This is a genomic window from Arthrobacter alpinus (genome assembly GCF_001445575.1).
Taxonomy (GTDB): domain Bacteria; phylum Actinomycetota; class Actinomycetes; order Actinomycetales; family Micrococcaceae; genus Specibacter; species Specibacter alpinus_C.
Genome location: NZ_CP013200.1, coordinates 1,036,415 through 1,059,073 on the forward strand (window position 1 = coordinate 1,036,415; position 22,659 = coordinate 1,059,073).

Sequence of the window (22,659 nt, forward strand, 5' to 3'; positions counted from 1 at the left end):
TTGCCCGCGAGGGAGCTGGCAGCACCGACCTCAACGGGGCTACTCGTTCAGGTTCTCCGCCACCGTCTCAAACGCTGCGTCCGGGTCGCGGGCCTCAATCGCCGCGAGCAGGTCCTCGTGGCCTTCTTGCGGGCAGCCAATGCCCTGGCCGCCGCTGTGGGCTTCCAGATCAGTGCGGAAAACATTTCCGAACGACTCGTACAGCTCGGCCAGCAGCGGATTGGCTGATGCCCGGGCCACGGCCAGGTGGAATGCCCAGTCGTTCGCGACCCAACCGGCGGTGTCATTGGTGTCCCATGCTCGGCGCCGGTCTGCCAGCAAGGTGCGCATCTCACCTTTCTGCGCGGCGGTGGCGTTGTGCGCGGCCAGCCGGGCGGCCTGGGTGTCCAGTGCCAGCCGGACCTCTACCACGTGCTTGTTGCCGTACCGGCCAATAAGTTTCTGGGTTGCCCCGGCGATCTCGCTCGTGGCGCGCACATAGGTGCCGTCGCCGCGCAGGACTTCAAGCATGCCCGCGTGGGCCAGCGACTTAATGGCTTCCCGGAGCGTGCCGCGGGAAACACCGAGTTCCTTCATGAGCTCCTGCTCGGACGGGATGCGCGCGTTGACCGCCCACAGCCCGGAGCTGATGGCGTGCCGCAGCTTGCCCGTGACTTCCTGGGCGAGAGGCTCGCGGTGCGAGGTTGTCAGACTCATGCAGGCTTTCCTTCCTGGAGCGGCACAATAGTGATGGCGCCGGTGTTCCGCCCGCCCCTGTCCCGGGAAGCGCCGTCCCTCCCGGGTGCAGTGAGCAGCCAGGCCAGCACCGCCTGCGCCGCGGCCACAGCCACCAGCAATATCAACGGTACGGTCCAGCCTCCGCTGAGGCTGCGCGCCAGGCCCATGCCGAACGGGCCCAGCGTCCCCACAAGGTAACCAACAGACTGGGCGGCGGTGGACATGGCGGTGGCCTCCGCCGTCGTACTTCCGCTTTTGCTGATGACCACTAGGACCAGCGCGAACACGCCAAAACCAAAGCCGAGGAGCAGTGCAGGGGCCACGGCAGCCTGGGTGGGGAGGGCCAGAAGGGCGATTGCCCCGAGCAGGTAGGAGCCGCTGGCCAGCATGAAGGCGACGCGCAATCCGCCGGGTCGGGCGGCTACTGCGAGCAGGCCGATGTTGGTGACGACAGTGACCACTTGGGCCAGCCCAAGCATTAGGCCGGCGGTGGCGGGGTCTAGGCCGCCGTCGATCAGGATCAGGGGCAGCCAGCTGATGATGGAGTAGGCGGCGATGGCCTGGATGGTGAAGAACGCCGTGATGAGCAGGCCCTGGCGGGTTTTCAGCAGCTTCCACGGCGATGTGGCCGTGCCTGGGGCCGGTGTTGGGCGGCGGTGCGCGGCGAGGGCGATCGGGATGAAGGCCAGCAGCGTCACGACCGAAAGGACGGCCCAGGCGGCAAGGCCCAGCGACGGCGAGTCCAATTGCATGGCCAGCGGCACGCTCACGGCGGCGGAGATGGTGGCACCAAACGACATGGTGATGGTGTAAACACCCGTCATGGCGGCGGTTTTGCTGGCGTAGTGCTCGCGAATGAAGGCGGGCATCGACACGTTGCACACGGCCAGTCCGGACATGCTCACCACGGTTCCCAGGAGCAGCATCCCCACGCTGGGCACCGCCCGCAGCGCGAGCCCTGCCGTCAGGGTGGCGAGCGCGATCGCAATGGCCTTTTCGACCCCGACACGGCGGACCAGCCATGATGTTCCCGCACCGGCGATGGCGAAGCAGAGCGTGGGGATGGAGGGGAGCAGCGCGGCGGTCAATGCGCCGTAGCCGAGAACTTGCTGGAGGTCGTGGTACAGGGCGGAGGCGCTGGAGATCCCTGCCCGGAGGTTGAGACCAATGAGCACGATGGCAAGGATGCCGAAGGCGGCCGTGAGCCGCTTTCTGGTTCGCGGGGCGGGGCCCGGCGCGGGGGTTGGCTGGTGGGCGGCGGTGTGTCAGGGTGCTGCAGGAATTGAGTCATCGGGTCAATCATAAGACGTTAGACGTTTGAGGTCTAAGTGGGGCGTTTGGTAGAAATAGAAATCTGGTTTGACTCTGGAAAATATTTTCGCTGCGTCGTGGGGTCGTGAGAGTTTCCCGTTCCGTTTGCCGTCCCACGCCCTTCGAATTGCTCTCGGCATTTCACAGGTGGCCTGGAAGCATTCAGCCCGGCGCCATTGTCCCCAGTTCAACAGAAAAAATCGGCAATGGTTGGATATCTTTCATGCGCGGTGGGCCCCGCCGGGGCGAATGAGACGGCCGCGAAGAATGGCAGCAACAAACGCAACGATGCGGTGGACTGGTCAGGGAGTTCCCGATGACGGCCGCCCGCAAGCCTCAGTTCTGCGGGGCAAGCCTGCGCACCGCCAATGCCAGCCACAGTTGCACCCGGTCTGGTGTCAGGGCTGGGTCGTAACCTGTCAGCTCGGCGATCTGGGTCAGCCGGTAGCGCACGGTGTTGCGGTGCAGGGCGAGGGTCTCGGCAACGGCGGCCACGGAGCCGTTGAGCTGCAAATATGTTTCGAGGGTTTCTACGAGTTCGGCGCCGTGTGCGTCGTCGAACGCCGTGAGGGGACCCAAGGCTTCAGCTGCCATGTCAGCCATCGGCACATCTTCGCTGGCGAGCAGGAGAGAGGTCAGGCTCAGCCGTTCCGGGACGTTGACTTCCAGACCACGGGTGGCAGCTTCACGTGCTTCAAAGTAGCTCCAGCGCAGTCCATTGGCCTGCGAATACGCGCCGCCAATTCCCACCGGGACCGTGATGCCCAGGTTGTGCATTTGATGGCTCAATGCCCGGCCCAGCGTGGCTGGATCACCGGCCGCAGTGGGTACCACCAAGAGGAGTTCCTGCCTGCCCTCGGAATCGATGGTGCCGGCAATGGATGTTTCCAACTCAGCCGGCAGCGTGATGGTGGCAAGGGAAGCGAACTTGCTCTCCTCGGTGCTGACCAGGAGGACAAAGTTCTTAGCTGTTGGTGAGATGCCCAGGCTCTCGAGACGGGCGGCCGAATCGGCGGGTTCAAGAGTGCCCCGGACAATGTCAGAAATGACTTGACCGGCGATCTGGCGTGCACTGTGACGCCGCTGCACCACGTTGTTTAGCTCGATACTGATGAGCCCGCGCGCATAGTCAACAATTCCGTCATCGTGATATGGCTGCCGGAGCCAGAGTGTACTGGCGTCGCGCTTGCCCGTGGAAAGCGCCACCGCTTGCCAGCCGGCGTCGTCCGGGGTAGTGCCGGGCGACGTGGCCGCAACTTCGCCGCCGTACTGGGTGACAGAAAGATCCGTGGCCACCATGGACGCAAGCTTCTTGAGGAGAGCTGGTAGCCCGCCACCGGTCAGCAGCGCGCGTGCTAGTACCTGGTGCTCTCGCAAGAGGCGTTCAAGCTTGGCATAGTGGTCGGCTGAGCGGGCATCCGCCACCAACTTTCCGATGGCAATGAAGGGCGTGCTGTAGGGCACCTCCACCACCGGAACAGCCCAGCGATTTGCCTCTGCCAACAGGGCAGGCGGCACCGAATCATGTTCGAATCCAATGCCGAAGCCAATTCCGACGGCGCCCGCTCGCTTGATTTGTCGAACAAAGGAACGCTGGGCGTCGGCTGTGCCCTGCCGTGCTCCCGTGGTGAGAACCAGTTCGCCGCCGCTGAGGAACGACTGAGGGTTTTCCAGCTCCGTCACGGCGACCCAATCGATCGCGGCGGTCAGCGGGGTGCGGGTGGAGCCCAAGTTTTTCAGGTGCAGGCCGGAAATGCCCAAAAGGTCAGCCAAGGAAAGTGCCATGACATAACTATACAAACGCACTACGGCGAATGTTTGATGTGGTGCACTTGGCTATTCGCTTGGAGCTGGCTCGGGGCTTAGGCTTTCGCATATGCGGCAGATCTGCCGCCTCGTCTACATCGAGCTCATGCGCTTCGAGTTAAAGAGGTTGAACACCGTGGTCCACACCTTGCAGAACTTCATCAATGGAGAGTTCGTCGCCGCCACCGGCACGGAATCCTTAGATATTGTCAATCCAAGTAACGGCGAAGTGGTGGCCACGGCACCGGTCTCCAGCCAAGCCGATGTGGATGCCGCCATGGAGGCCGCAGCCACTGCCTTCAAAACCTGGAAGCGGGCCACGCCCGGCCAGCGCCAAAGCGTGTTGCTCCAGCTGGCCGACGCCATTGAGGCCCGCAGCAATGAGATCGTAGAAGCGCAGCACAGGAACACCGGTCAGGTTAAGCAGATGATCGCTGACGAGGAAGTCGCGGCGGGAGCAGACCAACTGCGTTTCTTCGCCGGTGCAGCCCGCCTGCTCGAGGGTCGCTCAGCGGGTGAATACATGGAAAACTTCACCTCCTATGTACGCCGCGAGCCTGTGGGCGTCATTGCCCAAGTAACTCCCTGGAACTACCCCTTCCTGATGCTCATCTGGAAGATCGGCCCGGCCCTCGCAGCCGGCAACACGGTGGTCCTCAAGCCCAGCGACACCACGCCGGAAAGCACGCTGGTGTTTGCCGACATCGCCAAGGACATTGTTCCGGCCGGCGTGTTGAACTTTGTGCTTGGCAATGGGGCAACCGGTGCAGCCATGGTGGAACACAAGATTCCGGCCATGGTCTCCATTACCGGATCGGTCCGGGCCGGCATCGCCGTAGCCACGGGGGCTGCCAAGGGACTCAAACGTGCTCACCTGGAATTGGGTGGCAAGGCCCCGGCCATCGTCTTTGCAGATGCAAATCTGGGCAAGACAGCCCAGGAGATCGCAGAATATTCCTTCTTCAACGCAGGCCAGGACTGCACGGCCATCACGCGCGTGCTGGTCGAGGAGTCTGCACATGATGAGTTCACCGCTGCTCTGGCCACGGCCGCGCAAGGCCTTCAAACAGGCAACGCGGATGAGTCCAAGAACTATTTCGGTCCGCTCAATAACATCAACCACTTCAATGCGGTGGTCAAGGTGGTGGAGAGCATTCCGGACTACGCAACTGTTGTTGCCGGAGGCAAGCGCGTGGGGGAGAAGGGCTTCTTCTACGAGGCCACAGTGGTGGATGGTGTGAAGCAGACCGACGACATTGTCCAGCAGGAAACGTTTGGCCCCGTTATTACAGTGCAGACATTCAAGACCGAGGAAGAAGCGGTGGAGATGGCAAACGACGTCGACTTCGCCCTGGCTTCCAGCGTGTGGACCTCCAACCACGGAGTGGCCATGCGCGTCTCCCGTGACTTGGACTTTGGTGCCGTCTGGATCAACACCCACATCATGCTCACGGCCGAGATGCCCCACGGAGGGTTCAAACAGTCCGGCTACGGCAAGGATTTGTCCATGTATGGCGTGGAAGACTACACCCGCATCAAGCACGTCATGAGCAACCTGGACGCTTAACAGCTTCTTTTTCGCAGCCGGGCACTCTTAGCTCGCGCCTCCCATCCCCTTCCCGAAAACCCTCAGTCTTACCCCCCTTGAAAGGAATGTCCATGAGCGATATTCAGTACCGCCTTGACCAAAAGCGTCAGATCCTGGGAGCATTCCCCGGCCCCAAGTCGCAAGCACTTGACGAGCGCCGCAAGGCGGTCGTGGCCGGCGGCGTGGCCTCCACCGTACCCGTTTACGTTGCCGACGCCGACGGCGGCATCATCACCGACGTTGATGGCAACTCCTTCATCGACCTGGGGTCAGGCATCGCCGTCACCTCGGTCGGCGCATCGGACGCCAACGTGGTGGAGGCAGTCCGCGAGCAGGTTGGGCACTTCACGCACACCTGCTTCATGGTCACCCCGTACGAGAGCTATATCCAGGTCGCGGAGGAGCTCAACGCCCTGACCCCCGGCACCCACGAGAAGCGCACCGTGCTGTTCAACTCCGGAGCCGAGGCAGTGGAAAACGCAGTCAAGGTTGCCCGCCTGGCCACCGGCCGCGACGCCATCGTCGCCTTCGACCACGCCTACCACGGCCGCACCAACCTGACCATGGCACTGACAGCCAAGGCCATGCCCTACAAGACGAACTTCGGCCCGTTCGCACCGGAGATCTACCGCGTGCCCATGAGCTACCCCTACCGCGAAGAAGCGGACATCAAGGGTGAAGAGGCCGCACGCCGCGCCATCACCATGATCGAGAAGCAAATCGGTGCGGACTCCGTGGCCGCCATCCTGATCGAGCCCATCCAGGGCGAGGGCGGCTTCATCGTCCCGGCCGACGGCTTCCTGCCCACCCTGGCCGCCTGGGCCAAGGACAATGGCGTGGTCTTCATCGCTGATGAGGTCCAGTCAGGCTTCTGCCGCACCGGCGAATGGTTCGCCTCCCAGCACGAAGGCGTGGTCCCGGACATCATCACCATGGCCAAGGGCATCGGTGGCGGTCTGCCGCTCTCCGCCATCACCGGCCGCGCCGACCTCATGGACGCTGTGCACCCCGGCGGCCTCGGCGGCACCTACGGCGGAAACCCCGTTGCCTGCGCCGCCGCGCTCGCCGCCATCAAGACCATGAAAGACCACGATCTCAACGCTCGCGCTGTGAACATTGAACGGATCGTGACCGAGCGTTTCACGGCCCTTGTTGAGGAGCTGGGCGAAGCCGGCATCATCGGTGAAATCCGCGGCCGCGGCGCCATGATGGCGATCGAACTGGTCAAGCCCGGCACCGCCAACACCACCAAGGAAGTCAACGCCGAGGCCGCCAAGGCCATCGCTGGCGCCTGTCTGCAGGCCGGTGTCATCATCCTGACGTGCGGCACCTACGCTAACGTCATCCGCCTGCTCCCGCCGCTGGTCATCAGCGACGAACTGCTGGGCGACGGCCTGGACGTCCTCTCCGACGCCATCCGCGCGGCCGTCTAGACCGGACCCTCCCTCAGCGTTTGGGGTGAATCTGGCAACGCTCCCTCAATAGTTGGGAGAAGGAAGTCCGACGGCGGCACCTGGGATGAGCTCTTGGCTCGCCCCGGGTGCCGTTTTTGTGCGTCATGGAGCGTGGTTCCTGAACTGTGATGGGTAGGCTGGGAAGAATATTTTCCACGAGGCACGGCACATTGGGGTGGCATGGGCAGTCAAGGGTTTGACCGGAGGTATCCGGCAATGTTCCAGCCGGGAGGCGAGGGTGAACCCGGTGAGCTGTATGTGCCGTCGCCGCTCCCGCCTCGGAAAAGTCCGGACACGGCGCACCAGGATGAGCGGCCCGCCGGTGATCCGGCGGTGCGGACCGCCGTAGCCGTCTGGCCGTCCGCGCCGCCCGTGGTGGAAATTCCCGGCCCGTTCACGGGAGGCCTGAAAGCGGGAGCGGGGCCTCTTACGGCGGACGCCCGCGAGGAGGCCGGCCGCGATCCGGACGGTCTTGGGCCTGGCGGCCGCGGGCAGGGCAGCAACGATCCGGACGGGCGTGAGACAGCCAGCATCGATCCGGACGGGCGTGAGACAGCCAGCAACGATCCGGACGGGCGTGAGACAGCCAATAGCGATCCGGACGAAAGCCTGGCGGCGGGCCGCCCGGCGCGTGAGATCCAGTGGAACGCCAGGACCTGGGTCATCTGCCTATCAGCCATTCTGCTGGCCTTTGCCGGTTCGGCTTTCTGCCTCCTTGCAACACAATTCATCCCCGATGCGGCCAGTGTGGACCCCACGGAGCATCACGGGATCATGGTGGCCCCCTGGGGTGTGCTGATCCTGCCGGGGGCTTCGGCGCTTCTTGCCGCGGCCTTGGGAATGCTGGCTGGCCTGTTCCTTGCCGCAGCACGGCATTACACCGACAAGGCTTGGTGGCATCACGGTGCCGCGGCAGCCGTGGGACTTGCAGCTTTGGCCGGTGGTTTTGTGGGGATTTTCAGCGAAATGTTGTTCGCCGAGACCCTCTACAATCCCGGCGCATACCAAGAAAGCTATTACGTCCCCTGGTTCATTGTGTTTCAGCAAGCAGCCTGGCAACTGCTGCTGTTGGGACTAGGCATCCTCGCGCTGGTTGCAATCATCCGGCCAGGAAGGGGCGGTATTCCCGGCAGGCCATCCACTGCGGTGGCCTTGTGGACAGGCCTCCTCATGAGCTGTGCTGGGGTGTGGACCTGGTTTGCCACGCAGCTGTATCCGCTGGTCGAGGGGCGGATGGTCACGGTGGACGAGCAGCAGAACTACATGGTGCAGCCATGGACCAACATCATCAGTCAGGCCGGCGGACCGCTCGTCATGGTCGGTTCCGCTGCCCTGTTCTTGTGGGTGTTTATGCTGGCGACCACACGGCGGACCGCCGTGGAGCCGCTAATCGAGGACGAATGGGAACAGGTGGCCGGCCATGAACCGGGATGAATTCGATGCGCGCTACCCGGAGATGTTCCAGCCAGGCGGTGAGGAACACGACTTCCAGGTGTACATCCCGGAACCTGCTCCGCAGAACCCGGACCATGCCAGCTTCCGTGCGCCTCAAGCACCCAGAGAAGATCGTGTCACTGCGGTTCGTGCCACGGCAGTGGAAGCCCGGTCCGGCAGCGGGGGACAACTACCTGAACCCGCCACGGAATCGCCTCACCGCACCCAGCCCGAAGCCCACGACGTTCACACGCACCAATTCAGCTCCCATGAACAGGAACATGAACACGGTGAGCGCGAGGAGCCCCATCATTTCACCACACCCCTCACCCGGCGTGTGAGCCGTTGGTCCGCCAGATCTTGGGTTGCCGCCAGCGTGGCCATTCTGGTGGTCTTTGCCGGATCAGCGTTTTGCCTCTTGGCAACCTTTCTCATTCCCAGTTCTGCAAGCCCCGACCCAACCGAAAATCACGGTGTCATGCTAGTTCCATGGGGATTTGTCATTTTTCCGGGTGCTCCGGCCCTGTTCACTGCTGGTTTGGGCATGCTCGCTGCTCTTTTGTTGGTGGCGGCTCGCCACTACGTGCGGCGTGCATGGTGGTTTCAGGCAGCCGCGGCGCTAGTAGGAATCGCTGCCCTCGCAGTCGGGGCTGTGACGCTGTTCAGCGAGCAGCTCTTCACCGAATTGATTTACAGCCCGAATAACTATCAGCAAGATAGCCCGGCTATTCCGTGGTATTCCGTGTTCGCGATGGCCAACGCGCAACTGCTGGTTCTCGGCCCGGCACTCTTGTCCGTCGTCGTGATCCTGCATCCCGGAAGAATGGGAACCCCGACAATAGTGTCCGCAAAAACGACCTTCTGGACGGGAATGATCGTCACAGCGTCCGGTGTCTGGGCATGGTTTGCGCAGCAGCTCTTCCCCCTCGCCGAGGGCAAAATGTTAGAGCTGGAGGATCAAAACATTACGACGTCGCCCTGGACCTACAACCTGTCCCAAGGCGGCGGCCCTCTCATTTTGGTGGGGACGGCTGTGCTGTTCTGGTGCGTCTTGATCCTGGCCACCAGCCACCGTGTGCTGGTGGAGACTACGCCGGTGGAGAGTGATAGCGATGACGACGACGGTGCCCTCGAGACCGCAGAAGGCAGCTATATCCAGGGCACGCCATGAGTCCTGACACTGATTGCGCCTGGGGAAGCTGTTGTCCAGGCCACCCGCCGTTGTACAGTCAGTGCTACGACTCCGGCACAGTGACGTGCCGGGCACCGCGAAAGGTTGCTTCATGAAATATGTAGTGGGATACCGGCCAGATGAGCGTGGCGCTGATGCCGTTGCTCTTGCCACGGTCATCGCCAGAACTCAAGGTGCGCAACTGCATCTGGTTCACGTGGTTCACGACGACAAGAACGTGGACGCCACTGTGGAAAAACAAGCGTTGGCCATGGTGTCCAGCGATGTTGAGGCCACCTTTTCTACGCGCGTTGCCGATTCCTTTGTCCACGGACTGATCGATGCGGCCAAAGAGGATGACGCCGTCCTCATTGTGGTGGGTGCCGCCAGCAACGGCCTGTTCAAGCGTTTCACCTTGGGCTCGGTGGCCAACGGGCTCCTCCACGCATCGCCTGTTCCCGTGGCACTCGCCCCTCGCGGCTACAACCGCAAGGCTCCGCTGACGCGACTGACAGTCATGACCGGCATGCGTGCGGGATGGCAGGCCGTGCTGGACGTCGGCACCACCGCAGCCTCCCGGCGCCACGTGCCGCTGCGCCTGGTCTCCGTTGTGGAAATCGACCAGTTGAATCAAACCGATTTTGATCTCGACAACGCATTGAGTCCGGCGAAGCAGCATGTAAACACGGTGCTGAGCGCGGCCGCCGCCAAACTCCCTGACAACAAGGTCACGGTCACACTCGCGCACGGCCGCAACATTGAAGAAGCCATTGACGGAATCGGCTGGAAATCCGGCGAACTGGTCATCGTCGGCTCCAGCCGCCTGGCCGAAAACCGCAAGATCTTCCTCGGCTCCACAGCCAACAAGATCCTGCGCTCGCTGCCAGTGCCCATGGTGGTGGTCCCGCGCGACTTCGTATCGCCTGGAATCTAGCCCGGAATCTGAGACGCCAAAGGGGCTTACTTTTCCAGGAAGGCGTCGCTGAACAGGAGCTGCAGGCCCTCTGCCATGGTGGGGTGGGCGATCACGGCATCGCGCAGGCGCTGGTAGGGCAGCTGGCCCAGCATGGCCATCTGCACCACGGCGATCACCTCACTGGATTCATGGCCCAGCAGGCTGACGCCGAGGATCTGGTCCGTGGTGCGGTCCACCACGGCTTTCCAGATGCCGTCCAGATGACCCACCGTGCGGGCGCGGGGGATGGCTGTGACGGGCATTGTCGCCACCCGGATATCGTGGCCGGCGGCACGGGCTTGCGCCTCGGAGAGACCCACACGGCCCAGCTCTGGCGTGGTGAAAACACAATACGGAATGAGCCGATTGCGGGTGCTGTGAAGCGATTCTTCTGAGGTTGCCGCAAGATTCGCCTTCAGTATGCGGTAGTCATTCCAGGAGGCATGGGTGAATTGTGGTGTTCCGGCCACATCTCCGGCAGCCCACACACCCGGGGCAGTGGTCCGCAGGAATTCATCCACCTGGATTAGCCCCTTGTCTGTAAGTTCGACGCCGGCCCCCTGAAGTCCCAGCCCTGCCGTGACGGGTTCGCGGCCCAGAGCTACCAGAATCTCTGCTGCTTCTGCGGTGCTTCCATCGGAAAGCGTAACGGTGACGGTGCCGTTGGAACGGGAGACCGATTCGGCCGCGGCACCCAACCGCACGCTCACGCCGTCGGACTCTAGAGCGCTGGCAACAGCTGACGAGACATCAGCGTCTTCAAGGGGGAGCAGGGCTTGGCCGCGCTGGATGATCGTGACGGCGACGCCCATGATGGCCAGCATGGAAGCGAATTCGCAGCCGATGTATCCGCCGCCCAGGATGAGGATGCTCTCGGGAAGTTCGGCCAGGGCCAAGATGCTGGTGCTGGTCAAGGGGGCCGCCGCGCGCAGGCCGGGAAGGTCCGGAACGGACGGAACCATCCCGGTGTTGACCACCACGTTGGTGCCGGACAGCGTGCGGCGCGTGCCGGCGTCGTCCGTCACGTCAATGGTGCGCGGGCCGGTGAAGTGGGCTTCGCCAATCACCAAATCCATGCCGGACGCCAGGAAGGATTTGCGCTGGCCGGCAACCATAGTGCCCACCACATCCTCCTTGCGGGCGCGCAGCAGGTTGATGCTGATGGCGGGGGAGGCAGTGGCATCAATGCCGAATTCCGCAGCCCGCCGGGTGAGCGCCAGAAGTCGGGCGCTGTTGACGAGTGTTTTGGTGGGGATGCAGGCGACATTGATACAGGTGCCGCCAATCATGCCACGTTCCACCAGGGCTACGCGTTGGCCGGCTGCCGCCAGATCCATCGCTAAGGACTTTCCGGCCTTGCCGCCTCCGACTACCAGAAGGTCAAAGTTTTCCGTTGTCATAGTGTTCCTTACGTAGCTTCGGTCAGGATTTTACGGGGGCTAAGCTTCGCAGTCGGGATGACTTGCGATAGTGCAGGAGCATGTCGGTCACGAGGATGATCAGGGCCACCCAGACGATCGCGAAGCCGATCCACCGTTCAACGCTCATGTGTTCATCGAGGAGGGTGATGGCAATGATGAACTGGACCACCGGGGTCATGAACTGCAACAAGCCGATGCCCGTCATGGACAGGCGCCGGGCCGAGGCGCCAAAGAACAGAAGGGGCACCGCGGTCACAATGCCCGCGGCCACCATCAGCCAGAAGTGGCCAGCCCCCATCCCCGTCAGCGTGGCCTGGCCCATGAGTGTCACGATCACGATGGCTGTGATGGCGAAGGGCGTCAGAACTGCGGTTTCAATACTGAGGCTGGTGATGGCGTCTACCCTGCCGCCCACGCGGTTCTTGACGAAGCCGTAGAGGCCAAAGCTAGCGGCCAGAATAAGGGCGATCCAGGGCAGTTTGCCGTAACTGAACGTCAGGACCACCACGGCCACGAAGCCAATGCCTACGGCCGTCCACTGCAAGGGGCGTAGCCGTTCTTTGAGCAGGATGACGCCCAACAGCACAGAGAAGAGGGGATTGATGAAGTACCCCAGGGACGCCTCAATGGTGTTGCCCGTGGTTACCGCAAAGACATATGTAAGCCAGTTGATCACAATGAGGAAACCAGCAACGGTGAGGGTCCCCATGATGCGCCGACTCCTGAGAGCGGCGCCAATCTTGCCCCAGCCGCGGGACACGGTGATGATGATGGCGCAAAAGATCACTGACCAGACCACGCGGTTGGCGACAATTTCAATGCTGTTGGCTGGAATGAGCAAGATGAAGTAGAGCGGCATCAAGCCCCACAAGCCGTAGGCACCTACGCCGTAGAGCGCGCCTTTCGCGCCCTCGGATCGCGCAGGCTTGAGTGCTTTTTGTTGTTTACCGGAAGTGTCGCTTAATTGAGGTTCGCTAGGTGTCACACAGCCCATAACAACACCGATGCAGATTAAATGCCATGTCCACTTGGATGTGACTGGACGGCAACGTCCGTATTAGCTGTTTGCGCGGGTTTTAGAATACGGGCGCCACGTGGCCGAAAGCCTGCGGATCCCACTTCCTGGTCAGCTAGCGTCACCAGGGAAACCGCCACAATTTCGGGGCGAAGCAGCCAGTTATTTGCGGTTGTTGCCGGTGAGTAGTTGATCACTTTCGCATGCGGACTCTTTCGGGCTCCGGTTGTTGCCAATTAGACTAAGAAAGTAGCGCTTAATTCGCGCTTCCTTGTGCAACAGTTTAACCAGCGACCCCGCTGATGTTGCGATTCTTCGGTTCGGAAGGACTTCTGTCTTGGCTAACTTGAGCACCACCCGCCCCATCCGCGTGGCCATCATCGGCTCTGGCCCGGCGGGCGTGTATGCGGCGGACATTCTGACGAAGTCCCAGGAAGTGGCTGGCGGGGACGTCCAGGTGAGTATTGACCTCTTTGAATCGCAGCCCGCGCCGTACGGCCTGATCCGGTATGGCGTTGCCCCGGACCACCCCCGGATCAAGGGCATCATGAACGCCCTTCATAAGGTGCTGGACCGCGGGGATATCCGATTCTTTGGCAACGTCATGTACGGCCGGGACCTGACGCTCACGGACCTGCGCGCCCACTACGACGCAATCATCTTCGCCACGGGTGCCACGAAGGATGCCGTGATGGACATCCCCGGTATCGAGCTGGATGGCTCCTATGGCGGTGCCGACTTTGTCTCCTGGTACGACGGTCACCCCGATGTCTCCCGCGAATGGCCCCTGACGGCCAAGGAAATCGCCGTCATTGGTAACGGCAATGTGGCCCTCGATGTGGCCCGCGTGCTCTCCAAGCACGCCGATGACATGCTCGTCACTGAAATTCCGGACAACGTCTACGCGGGGCTGAAGACTTCACCGGTCACCGATGTGCATATCTTTGGCCGCCGCGGCCCCGCCCAAGTGAAGTTCACACCGCTGGAACTGCGCGAACTTTCACACTCCCGCGACGTTGACATTGTGCTCTACGAGGAGGACTTCGACTTCGACGAGGCCTCCGATGCCGCCATTAAGAGCAACAACCAGGTCAAGATCATGGTCAACACCCTGACCAATTGGCTTGCGGAAGAACACGACGAGACCCGGGTTCCGGCGTCGCGCCGCCTCCACCTGCACTTCCTCCACACGCCCGTGGAAATCACCGGCACCGATGGGCACGTCAGCGGCATTAAGTTTGAGCGCAATGAATTGGATGGCACGGGCAATGTGCGTGGCACGGGCGAGTTCATCGATTACCCGGTTCAGGCCGTGTACCGGGCCGTGGGTTATTTGGGTTCAGAGTTGGCCGAGATTGATTTTGATGCCCGCCGAGGCGTCATCCCGAACGACGGCGGACGTGTCCTGAGTGCCGACGGGACCCATGTGCCGGGCATCTATGCCACGGGCTGGATCAAGCGGGGACCGGTGGGCCTGATTGGCAGCACTAAGGGTGACGCCTTGGAGACCATTGGCTGCCTGTTGGAGGATCGGCTCAGCCTGCCCGCGGCGCAGTTCCCCGGGGAGCAGGACGTGAGCGACTTACTGGAATCTCGCGGCGTGGAATTCACGACCTGGGAAGGCTGGAACAAGCTGGACGCTCACGAAAAACACCTGGGTGCAAGCTACAACGCTGCCCACGGCGTTGCCGTGGTGCGCGAACGGATCAAGGTCGTTGACCGGGAACAGATGGTCAACATTTCCAAGAAATAGCAGCCACCAACCGCAGGACGAACTCTTGCAGCAGCTAAGGCACGTTGTGGCCCCAAACCGTCGGTTTGGGGCCACAATCATTTGGCGGACACCTTTTCAGCGACGACGGCCTGAAAAAACCAGTGACTCCTTTTCGCGTCATGAACCACTGCGGCGGCACTCTCACTAATTGACTCAACCGGAAATGCGGTTGTCGAATGGGGAAAGTTGCTTATTGCTCATGTTGAGAAAAAATCTTTGGCGGGGCCGGAAATGGGCTGGGGCTGCTGCAGCCGTTGCCGTGGCTGGATCATTGGCCGCAAGTGCCTTGCCGGCGTTTGCAAGTCCGGAATTGCTCACGCCGCCGGTGCCAGCTTTGGCGGGCGCCATCGTCTCGCCCAACCCGGAACTGCCGCAAAAATGCGGCCTCAACCTGGCCATGGTCTTCGATATGTCCGCGTCCATGAGTAACTCGGATGTCTCCACCGTGAAGGAAGCCAGCACGGCAGCCGTTGCGGCGCTGCAAGGCACAGCGACCACGATGGGCGTTTACAGTTTCGCGACATTTGCACAGCAGGAGCTGGCCGCCACCTCGCTGGCCTCCGCGCAGGGAGCCGGCAGCGTCACCAACAGCATCAACGCCCTGGTTCGCCCCAGTGACACGCGAACCTGGGATGGGGGCACCAACTGGCAGCAGGGCCTGAACATCGTCCCCGCAAGCACCTACGACGGCGTTATCTTCTTCACCGACGGCGACCCAACATTCTATGGACCCGCACCGCTGAATGAGCGCGGTGACGGGGCCAGCGGAAACGGGGGCACCGGCCAGGGAGGCGACGCCAATATCGCGGCTTCCCTGAACGCGGCTATCCCCGAGGCCAACAGGCTCAAGGATGCCGGAACACGCATCGTCAGTGTGGGTGTCACGGGTGCGAATGCGGACCGACTGGCCAAAATTTCCGGACCGGTTGCCGGGTCCGACTACTTCACCACCAACTATGACGAGTTGGCGAACATCCTCAAGGGTATTGCCACGGCAGGTTGCTCCGGCACGCTCAACGTGAACAAGGCTGTTGAGGCCTTTGATTCCACTGAAACCACACCCGGAGAGGGGTGGGTCTTCGATGCCGCCGCTGAAGGGGCCGAACCGGCAGTCCTGACCACCGGCGCCAACGGGCAAGCCGGCATGAGCTTGAACTTCCCCGCGAAGGCACCCGTCAAGGTCACCATCAAGGAACGTCAGCAGCCCGGCTACTCCGTGGTAGCGAAGAATGGCTTCAATGCCGTCTGCACCCGTGACGGTCGGCCGCTGCCGGTGGCCAACACGGACGACGCCGGAAACATCGGCTTCGAGGTAACTGCGGAAGCTGGCACCATCACCTCCTGCACCGTGACAAACAAGGCCCCCATTAAGGCCTGGACCATGGAAAAGACCTCTGATACCGCAGGCACCGTCAACCCGGGCGACACAATCACTTACACAGTTGTTGCCAGCAATACCGGGGAGGAAACCGTGGACGGCATCACTTTCCTTGATGACCTGTCCGACGTCCTGGACGATGCAACGTTTGTCAGCGGATCGGCAAAACTCGTCGTGGACGGCGGGGCAGCTGCAGCGGTGGCGGACCCGGCGGGCAACATTCTGACAGCCGGCCCGTTCAGCCTTGCCAAGGGCGGCTCAGCGGCCCTGAGCTACCAGGTTCAGGTCAAGGACGACGCCTATGGAGCAACCCTGACCAATGCGGTGACAGGCACCGGATCGGTTCCGCCGGCACAGTGTGTTGCCGCCGATCCGTGCACCACCACGGACATCGTGCCGCCCAAGCCGTCCCCGACGGCAACACCGACGCCGACTGAGACGGAAACGCCGACGCCGACTGAGACGGAAACGCCGACGCCGACTGAGACGGAAACACCGACCGAGGCGCCGAGCGAAACTGGAGTGCCCACCACCGGCGCTCCCGCGACCACCGAGGCAGTGGCCACAACTGCGCCGGGGACAGGTCCGGCGTCGAACATGGAAACAGCTGTAACGGCTCCCGGCAAGGACCTGGCAGTCACCGGAGCGGGCTCCGCTCTGCCGCTGCTTCTGGGCGGGCTGCTATTGGCTGGCGGGACAACGATGCTTCTGCTCCGACGCATCCGCCGCGCACACTAAGAGCTAGCGCACGCAAGATTGCGCTGTCGGAGGCTGTCCACGGGAGACCGGTGGACAGCCTCCGACAGTGGCATTTAAAGGGGTAGAAAAGTTTTTTCAAAACGTTATCAATTTTCGCGTCATGAATCTGGCTAATCGCACTCACAGCCCGGCGGCCGCGGCTGGGTAGACTGCACATGCTGATTGAGGGACGCTCAATGAAGAGGATGGGGCAGCGTGGCAGAGAAGAACATCGGCGTTGTTGAAGACGCCGCGGACACACCGGACAGCGATGAGCAGTTGATCCGGCAGCTTCGCGACGGCAATACGCAGGCATACGCTGGCCTCTACGAGCGCCATGTTGCAGCCGCCCGGGCTACCGCAAACAGGCACGCAAGCAATTCCAGCGACGTGGCCGATCTGGTGGCCGAGGCATTTGCAAACGTCCTTGACGCGATCCAGTCCGGCAATGGCCCCACTGTGTTCTTCCGCGCGTACCTCCTGACCACCCTGCGCCGGCTGGCAAGCGTCAAGCGCGCTGCCGACGGAAAGCAGGTAGCCGTTGACGATCTTGAAACGGCCATTGCGGCTGAACCCGGCAGTGACCCGGCCGTGGCAGCCTTTGAAAAGGACGTCGTGAGCCGTTCCTTTAAGGACTTGCCTGAACGCTGGCAGGCCGTGCTCTGGTACACCGAGGTGGACGGACTGGCCCCAGCGGAGATTTCCCCAATGCTTGGCATCACACCCAATGCTGTAGCTGCCTTGGCGGTGCGGGCGCGGGAAGGACTTAAACAGGCATATCTGCAGAACCATGTTTCAGCGGCCCCTGGCAGTTGCGCCGATTACGCGAACAACTTGGGCGCATATGCCCGCGGAGGGTTGACCCCGCGTCGCAAGGCGAAGCTTGAACTGCATCTGCAAGGCTGCCTTCGCTGTAGCGAAATGTTGCTGCACGTTGAAGACGTGGGCGTCGGCATGCGCACCATCATCTTCCCGGCGGTGGTAGGTATGGTATTTGTTGGATCGAAGACTTCAGTGGGTGCTGCGCTGGGGGCTGTCCCGCTGCTTGCCGAAAGTGCCCCTGCAGGGGGATTGGGTGGAGGTGGACTTGGAGGTGCCGGGGCCACGACTCTTGGGTCCGCTGGCCTGTCCACAGTGGTGGCGGCGTCTGTTGTGGGCATTGCGCTGGTGGGAGCGGTCGTGGCGTCTGCCGTTGGGCTGCCCAATTTTCAGATGCGCGGCGCTGCCGTCGAGTCGCACCAGATAGCCAGCGCCTTTACCGCTCCTGCGGCTCAAACGCAGCGTCCGCCGGCCGGGACTGCTTCACCGCATGCCGGCCAGCCTGTAGCCGCCGCAACGCCCGTAGCTCCGAATGATCATGCGGAGTTGTTTATATCCACGGTTCCGCCGGACCCGGACCGCCCCTTGGTTGCGCCCGATGGGCTGAGGTGGGTCCTGCTGCCAATGGAGCCAACTCCTGTGCAGTCAACACAGTGGGCAACGGCTGCCCCGTCTGTGACCGAACACCCTGCCCCGGAGCCCACGGCAACCGTGACACTGCCAACGCCAACCCCGATGCCGGCTCCAACACCCAGCGCCACAGCATTGCCTTCCAACCAGCCGTCGAATGTTCCAACGCCGACGCCGGTCCCAACTCAGGAACCGACGCCGGCACCAACTCAGGAACCGACGCCGGTCCCGACGCCGGCACCAACTCAGGAACCGACGCCAACGCCACCAACGTCAGCCCCGGCCCCAACAACAACGACCGAACCGACCGCCACTGCTACGCCTGACGCCGGTGCGAATTTCTCGATCAGGGGGAGCCTGCTGTCCCAGACGGCCATGGAAACGTTGCTTCAGTTGGAGATCTCCAGCTCGGGAGCGGGTCTGGCCGGCCCACAGGTATCGTTCAGTGTTCCGTATCTCTGGAGGGGAATCCCCATCGAGGTGACCCCGCCCGCAGGATGGAGCTGCGCTGACACATCAACGACTCTCAGTGCCGGCGCCAACTGTACGGCGGCCCACTGGGCTGGGACGGTGGGTACGTTCATGGTCAGTGTGCCCACTCCCGGCATCCTGCCAGGCTATCCAATGAAAATCAGTGTTTCGGCCAGCGGCGCGGAGAGCTTCAACGGCTGGATCTGGTTCAAATAAGACGCTTGAGTGACGCGCCAAGACGGACATTAAGTCTCATAATCCGAGATAAAGTATTGGAAATTGCAGATTTCTGATAGTGCTTCGCTAATGTGGTGACGTTGCAAAATACCCGACGATTAAGCGGTCATCATGAAGTTATTCCGAACCAAATCAATTGAACACTCCCTGGCTGATGCTGAAGAGCCCGGCCACGGCCTCAAACGCACGCTCAGCACCTGGGATCTGATGATCATGGGCATCGCGGTCGCCGTTGGTGCAGGCATCTTCTCGGTGGGAGCCAATGCCGCCGCAAACCACGCCGGCCCGGCGGTCTCCATCTCCTTCATTCTGGCGGCAATCACCTGCGCGCTGGCCATTATGTGTTACGCCGAATTTGCCACAGCAATCCCCGTGGCAGGCAGCGCCTACGTTTTCACCTATGCCACGGTTGGCGAACTCCTAGCCTGGATTATCGGCTGGAACCTGGTCCTGGAATTGCTCATGGCAGCGTCGGTGATCGCCAAGTACTGGGGTATCTACCTCAGCAACTTCTTCGAGGCCGTCAATCTCGATGTCCCCTCCAATGTGGCCATCGGTCCGCTCACCGTGTACTGGGGCCCACTGGTTGTAGTTTCCGTCTTCACGTTCATCCTGGTTATGGGAACCAAGCTGGCAGCGCGGATCAACAACGTCTTCACGCTGATCAAGATCGGCATTGTCCTCTTCGTGATCGTGGTTGGCTTCTTCTACGTCAAGATGGAGAACTACCAGCCCTTCGTTCCTCCTTCTAAGCCGGCTCCGGTCACCGAGGCATCGTGGCAGCTCCAGCCGTTCCTCTCCTTGCTGACAGGCGCCGAGCCGTCGATGTACGGATTTGCCGGCATCATTTCAGGTGCGGCACTAGTGTTCTTTGCGTTCATTGGCTTCGATGTGGTCGCCACCAGCGCGGAGGAAGTCAAGAACCCTGCCAAGACCTTGCCCCGCGGCATTTTCGCCGGCCTGGCGGTCACCACCGTGCTGTACATTCTGGTCACCCTGGCCGTTACCGGCATGGTTTCCTATGAGGACCTTGCCAAGGCTGCCGATCCCTCGCTTGCGACGGCGTTCTCCATGGTCGGTGCCGACTGGGCCGTGGTGATCATTTCCCTCGGATCGCTCATTGGCCTGACCACTGTCATCATGGTGCTGCTCATGGGCCTGGCCCGCGTCATGATGGCCATGAGCCGTGACGGGCTGCTGCCGCGGGCTCTGAGCAAGACCTCCGACAAGCACGCCACACCTGCCAGAACGCAGATCTTGAGTGGTGTCCTTGTTGCCGTCCTGGCAGGCTTCACCCCGGTAGAGGTGCTCAGCGAAATGATCAATATTGGCACGCTGAGCGCTTTCGTCATGGTCAGCATCGGCATTTTGGTACTTCGCCGAAAGCGTCCTGATCTCAAGCCGGCATTCCGGGTTCCGTTTGGCCCCGTCATTCCTGTGCTGTCAGCCCTACTGTGCATTTACCTGATGCTAAACCTGGCCACTTTGACCTGGGTCTTCTTCGCCGTCTGGGTGGCCGTGGGCTTGGTGTTCTACTTCAGTTACGGACACTGGAATTCCAGATTGCGCCGTGAAGAAGAGGCACTCGCAAAAACTGTTTCAGCAAAACTGAAGTAGAGCCGATACCGGGTGGGCCAGCTGTGCGACGCTGGAAGGCATGAGAAAAATGCATCCAAGGACACTGAAGGATGTGGCGCCTGAGGCGGTGCTGCTGGCCGGGGCGGGCCGGGCCGTTCTGCTGCAGCTGGCCAACCCGGCCGTGGGGCATGGTGTGGCGGACCATTCCAGCTTTGCCACCGACCCGCTCAAGCGACTGCACGGTACTCTGAGCTATATCTATGCCCTGAGCAACGGCACCCCGGCCCAGCGCAGGAGCATGCAGCGGCAGGTGCAGCGAGCCCATCTGCCCGTCCAGGCAGCCGGAACCCCGCGAACACCCGCCTACGACGCCTCCGATCCCCATCTGCAGTTGTGGGTGGCGGCCACGCTGTATGAGTCAGCGTCTCAAACGTACGACGCCGTGTTCCCGGCCCTTTCCGCCGCAGAATCGGAATCGGTGTACCAAAGTTACGCCATCTTGGGCACAGCATTGGGCATGCCAGCAAGTCTTTGGCCGCGCACTCGTGCCGACTTCGCCGTGTACTGGGCGAAGCAAGTGGAGCAACTCAGTGTTGACCAGACGGTCCGGGGCGTGGCGGCGGAGCTGCTTGCAGCGAGGCAGGCGCCGTGGGGGATTCGAATCCTCATGCCGCTGGCCCGCTTTCTGACGGCGGGCCTGCTGCCACCTACGGTGCGGGACATGTACGGACTTGCCTGGTCGCCTCGCAAGGACTGGCTCCTGAATGCCTGTTTCCGGATGATGTCGCTGCTGGTGAGCATCACGCCCAAGCTCATCCGCCACGCGCCCATGCGTTTCTATCTCCGGCGTATTCCGGACTAGGACTTGCTCGAGACGGCCAACCCTGCCGGCAGCGGCCCTTGTTCATGGCGCGGCATAGTGGATGATCCAGTCCACCAAGGGGCGTAGTTGTTCCCAGCGATCGGCGATTTGCTGCTGGGCGCTTTCATCTTCGAGCCAGTCCGGTATCCCCAGCAGTAATGAGGCACTCAGTGTCTTGTGCCGGAGCAGGTGTGCCCGTGGGTGATCCCGGGGGAATCCCCGGGGTGGGGTCTTCAGCTCTGGCCGGGCAACAGTGAAGCCGTCTGCGGCCAGCGTTTCGAGGATGTCAACCAGAGCCGTTCCGCTGGATGTGGCATCCACCGCAGCCCGGAAACGGGCCAGTTGAGCTGGTGCCGCGGACCGGTAGCCGCCACCCACGCTCAGCCCGCCAGCATCCAGGTGGAGATAGTATCCAACGTCTTCGTAGGGTGAAAGGAACATGCCCTGGGCGCTCTTGTACGGCTCTTGGGTGTTGGAAAATCTCATGTCCTTGTAAGGGCGGAAGATCTTGCCCCGACCAAATTTGGGTTCCAGCCCCCTTCGGAGGGCGGAAAGCGGAGCCAGCACATCGGCGTCGTAAGTTTCTTTGTGCGCCAGCCACCAACTGCGGTTGTTATTACCTTCAAGGGCGGCATAAAACTCCAGGGCTGCCGCGGGAAACCCGGTGAAAGTGTCCATGGGCTGAGCCTAAACAGCACGGGAGGCTCCCACCAGTACCGAGGGCGGGAACGGGCACACGGCTGGCCAAAACACTGGCTGTGGAGGAACGAAAAGGACCCACCACGGTCGTTTTACTGGACTCAGTCCAGAAAGGCGGATAGTGTGGGAGGCATGGAAAAGGAACGAACAATCGAGGACTTATTGCGGGCAGCATCGCTGCGCGTGACTCGTCCCCGCGTTGCCGTTCTCAGTGCGGTCAGCACCTACCCTCATGCCGATGCCGACACCATCATCGGTGCTGTTCGCACCGACCTGGGCAGCGTCTCCAAGCAAGCCGTCTACGATGTGCTGGCGGCGCTGGTAGAGGCAGATCTGGTACGCCGAATTGAACCGTCGGGCTCGCCTGCGCGGTTCGAGACACGGGTAGGGGACAATCACCACCATGTGGTCTGCCGCAGTTGCGGAGACATTGCAGATGTGGACTGCGCCCTCGGCGAGGCACCCTGTTTGCATGCCTCCAATAGCCATGGCTTCAGCATTGATGAGGCCGAGGTTATCTACTGGGGCACCTGTCCCGACTGCACCGCCAAGAGACTTCTGAACGAGCAAGATCTGAATACCACTAGGAGCGATAAGTAAA

The 22,659-nt window shown here is 62.0% G+C and carries 17 protein-coding genes; 11 read left to right on the top strand and 6 right to left on the bottom strand.

The window, feature by feature from the left end; all coding sequences use genetic code 11:
* Window positions 1–39: 39 nt before the first annotated feature.
* The 3 genes from AS189_RS04550 to AS189_RS04560 all read right to left on the bottom strand — a co-directional run bounded on the left by AS189_RS04550 (window position 40) and on the right by AS189_RS04560 (window position 3,813).
* On the bottom strand, window positions 40–696 hold the full coding sequence (locus AS189_RS04550; protein ID WP_062286520.1) for a FadR/GntR family transcriptional regulator: 657 nt from the start codon (window positions 694–696) through the stop codon (window positions 40–42).
* Window positions 693–1,892: an MFS transporter gene (locus tag AS189_RS04555; RefSeq protein ID WP_082634076.1), complete on the bottom strand. Its 1,200-nt coding sequence runs from the start codon at window positions 1,890–1,892 to the stop codon at window positions 693–695. The genes AS189_RS04550 and AS189_RS04555 overlap by 4 nt, the downstream gene beginning before the upstream one ends.
* Window positions 1,893–2,364: 472 nt before the next feature.
* Window positions 2,365–3,813: a PucR family transcriptional regulator gene (locus AS189_RS04560; protein ID WP_062286521.1), complete on the bottom strand. Its 1,449-nt coding sequence runs from the start codon at window positions 3,811–3,813 to the stop codon at window positions 2,365–2,367.
* Window positions 3,814–3,940: 127 nt separating this feature from the next.
* On the opposite strand from AS189_RS04560, the gene AS189_RS04565 reads away from it, so the two are divergent.
* The 5 genes from AS189_RS04565 (at window position 3,941) to AS189_RS04585 (ending at window position 10,415) form a co-directional block, all read left to right on the top strand.
* Complete coding sequence (locus AS189_RS04565; protein WP_193393531.1) at window positions 3,941–5,401, top strand: gamma-aminobutyraldehyde dehydrogenase; 1,461 nt, start codon at window positions 3,941–3,943, stop codon at window positions 5,399–5,401.
* An 86-nt stretch (window positions 5,402–5,487) separates the two neighbouring features.
* The gene (gene gabT, locus AS189_RS04570) at window positions 5,488–6,855 is read left to right on the top strand and encodes a 4-aminobutyrate--2-oxoglutarate transaminase (RefSeq protein ID WP_062286522.1); all 1,368 of its coding nucleotides are present in this window, start codon (window positions 5,488–5,490) and stop codon (window positions 6,853–6,855) included.
* Between the two features lie 237 nt (window positions 6,856–7,092).
* Window positions 7,093–8,310, top strand: a complete 1,218-nt coding sequence (locus tag AS189_RS04575) for a hypothetical protein (RefSeq protein ID WP_062286523.1) — start codon at window positions 7,093–7,095, stop codon at window positions 8,308–8,310.
* On the top strand, window positions 8,297–9,481 hold the full coding sequence (locus AS189_RS04580) for a hypothetical protein (RefSeq protein ID WP_062286524.1): 1,185 nt from the start codon (window positions 8,297–8,299) through the stop codon (window positions 9,479–9,481). Before AS189_RS04575 ends, AS189_RS04580 begins: the two co-directional genes overlap by 14 nt.
* Before the next feature lie 112 nt (window positions 9,482–9,593).
* Window positions 9,594–10,415 carry a universal stress protein gene (locus tag AS189_RS04585; RefSeq protein ID WP_062286525.1) on the top strand — a complete coding sequence of 274 codons (822 nt, stop codon included), beginning with the start codon at window positions 9,594–9,596 and terminating at the stop codon, window positions 10,413–10,415.
* A 26-nt stretch (window positions 10,416–10,441) separates the two neighbouring features.
* Here the strand turns inward: AS189_RS04585 and AS189_RS04590 are convergent, their stop codons facing one another.
* The gene (locus AS189_RS04590) at window positions 10,442–11,836 is read right to left on the bottom strand and encodes a dihydrolipoyl dehydrogenase family protein (protein ID WP_062286526.1); all 1,395 of its coding nucleotides are present in this window, start codon (window positions 11,834–11,836) and stop codon (window positions 10,442–10,444) included.
* 22 nt (window positions 11,837–11,858) lie between these two features.
* Window positions 11,859–12,851 carry an EamA family transporter RarD gene (gene rarD, locus AS189_RS04595; RefSeq protein ID WP_082634077.1) on the bottom strand — a complete coding sequence of 331 codons (993 nt, stop codon included), beginning with the start codon at window positions 12,849–12,851 and terminating at the stop codon, window positions 11,859–11,861.
* Between the two features lie 358 nt (window positions 12,852–13,209).
* Between rarD and AS189_RS04600 the strand changes: the two genes are divergently transcribed.
* The 5 genes from AS189_RS04600 (at window position 13,210) to AS189_RS04620 (ending at window position 21,359) form a co-directional block, all read left to right on the top strand.
* Window positions 13,210–14,625 carry an FAD-dependent oxidoreductase gene (locus AS189_RS04600; RefSeq protein WP_062286528.1) on the top strand — a complete coding sequence of 472 codons (1,416 nt, stop codon included), beginning with the start codon at window positions 13,210–13,212 and terminating at the stop codon, window positions 14,623–14,625.
* 220 nt (window positions 14,626–14,845) lie between these two features.
* Window positions 14,846–16,762, top strand: coding sequence for a vWA domain-containing protein (locus tag AS189_RS04605; protein ID WP_062286529.1), 1,917 nt, complete (start codon window positions 14,846–14,848; stop codon window positions 16,760–16,762).
* 216 nt (window positions 16,763–16,978) lie between these two features.
* Window positions 16,979–18,898, top strand: a complete 1,920-nt coding sequence (locus AS189_RS04610) for a sigma-70 family RNA polymerase sigma factor (protein WP_062286530.1) — start codon at window positions 16,979–16,981, stop codon at window positions 18,896–18,898.
* Window positions 18,899–19,030: 132 nt separating this feature from the next.
* Entirely contained in the window at window positions 19,031–20,536 is a 1,506-nt protein-coding gene (locus AS189_RS04615; protein ID WP_062286531.1) for an amino acid permease, read from the top strand.
* 40 nt (window positions 20,537–20,576) lie between these two features.
* Entirely contained in the window at window positions 20,577–21,359 is a 783-nt protein-coding gene (locus AS189_RS04620; RefSeq protein ID WP_082634079.1) for an oxygenase MpaB family protein, read from the top strand.
* A 42-nt stretch (window positions 21,360–21,401) separates the two neighbouring features.
* On the opposite strand, the gene AS189_RS04625 is transcribed toward AS189_RS04620, so the two are convergent.
* Window positions 21,402–22,037, bottom strand: coding sequence for a DUF2461 domain-containing protein (locus tag AS189_RS04625; RefSeq protein WP_062286533.1), 636 nt, complete (start codon window positions 22,035–22,037; stop codon window positions 21,402–21,404).
* Between the two features lie 153 nt (window positions 22,038–22,190).
* Here AS189_RS04625 and AS189_RS04630 point away from each other — a divergent pair, with 153 nt between their 5' ends.
* Window positions 22,191–22,658, top strand: coding sequence for a Fur family transcriptional regulator (locus AS189_RS04630; protein WP_062286534.1), 468 nt, complete (start codon window positions 22,191–22,193; stop codon window positions 22,656–22,658).
* The last annotated feature ends 1 nt before the right edge of the window (window position 22,659 follow it).

What these genes read in the sequence shown, in the direction of transcription:
- AS189_RS04550 (WP_062286520.1), bottom strand. Translation starts at nt 696, where the DNA reads ATGAGTCTGACAACCTCGCACCGCGAGCCTCTCGCCCAGGAAGTCACG.
- AS189_RS04560 (WP_062286521.1), bottom strand. Translation starts at nt 3,813, where the DNA reads ATGGCACTTTCCTTGGCTGACCTTTTGGGCATTTCCGGCCTGCACCTG.
- AS189_RS04565 (WP_193393531.1), top strand. Translation starts at nt 3,941, where the DNA reads ATGCGCTTCGAGTTAAAGAGGTTGAACACCGTGGTCCACACCTTGCAG.
- gabT (WP_062286522.1), top strand. Translation starts at nt 5,488, where the DNA reads ATGTCCATGAGCGATATTCAGTACCGCCTTGACCAAAAGCGTCAGATC.
- AS189_RS04575 (WP_062286523.1), top strand. Translation starts at nt 7,093, where the DNA reads ATGTTCCAGCCGGGAGGCGAGGGTGAACCCGGTGAGCTGTATGTGCCG.
- AS189_RS04580 (WP_062286524.1), top strand. Translation starts at nt 8,297, where the DNA reads ATGAACCGGGATGAATTCGATGCGCGCTACCCGGAGATGTTCCAGCCA.
- AS189_RS04585 (WP_062286525.1), top strand. Translation starts at nt 9,594, where the DNA reads ATGAAATATGTAGTGGGATACCGGCCAGATGAGCGTGGCGCTGATGCC.
- AS189_RS04590 (WP_062286526.1), bottom strand. Translation starts at nt 11,836, where the DNA reads ATGACAACGGAAAACTTTGACCTTCTGGTAGTCGGAGGCGGCAAGGCC.
- rarD (WP_082634077.1), bottom strand. Translation starts at nt 12,851, where the DNA reads ATGGGCTGTGTGACACCTAGCGAACCTCAATTAAGCGACACTTCCGGT.
- AS189_RS04605 (WP_062286529.1), top strand. Translation starts at nt 14,846, where the DNA reads ATGTTGAGAAAAAATCTTTGGCGGGGCCGGAAATGGGCTGGGGCTGCT.
- AS189_RS04615 (WP_062286531.1), top strand. Translation starts at nt 19,031, where the DNA reads ATGAAGTTATTCCGAACCAAATCAATTGAACACTCCCTGGCTGATGCT.
- AS189_RS04620 (WP_082634079.1), top strand. Translation starts at nt 20,577, where the DNA reads ATGAGAAAAATGCATCCAAGGACACTGAAGGATGTGGCGCCTGAGGCG.
- AS189_RS04625 (WP_062286533.1), bottom strand. Translation starts at nt 22,037, where the DNA reads ATGGACACTTTCACCGGGTTTCCCGCGGCAGCCCTGGAGTTTTATGCC.
- AS189_RS04630 (WP_062286534.1), top strand. Translation starts at nt 22,191, where the DNA reads ATGGAAAAGGAACGAACAATCGAGGACTTATTGCGGGCAGCATCGCTG.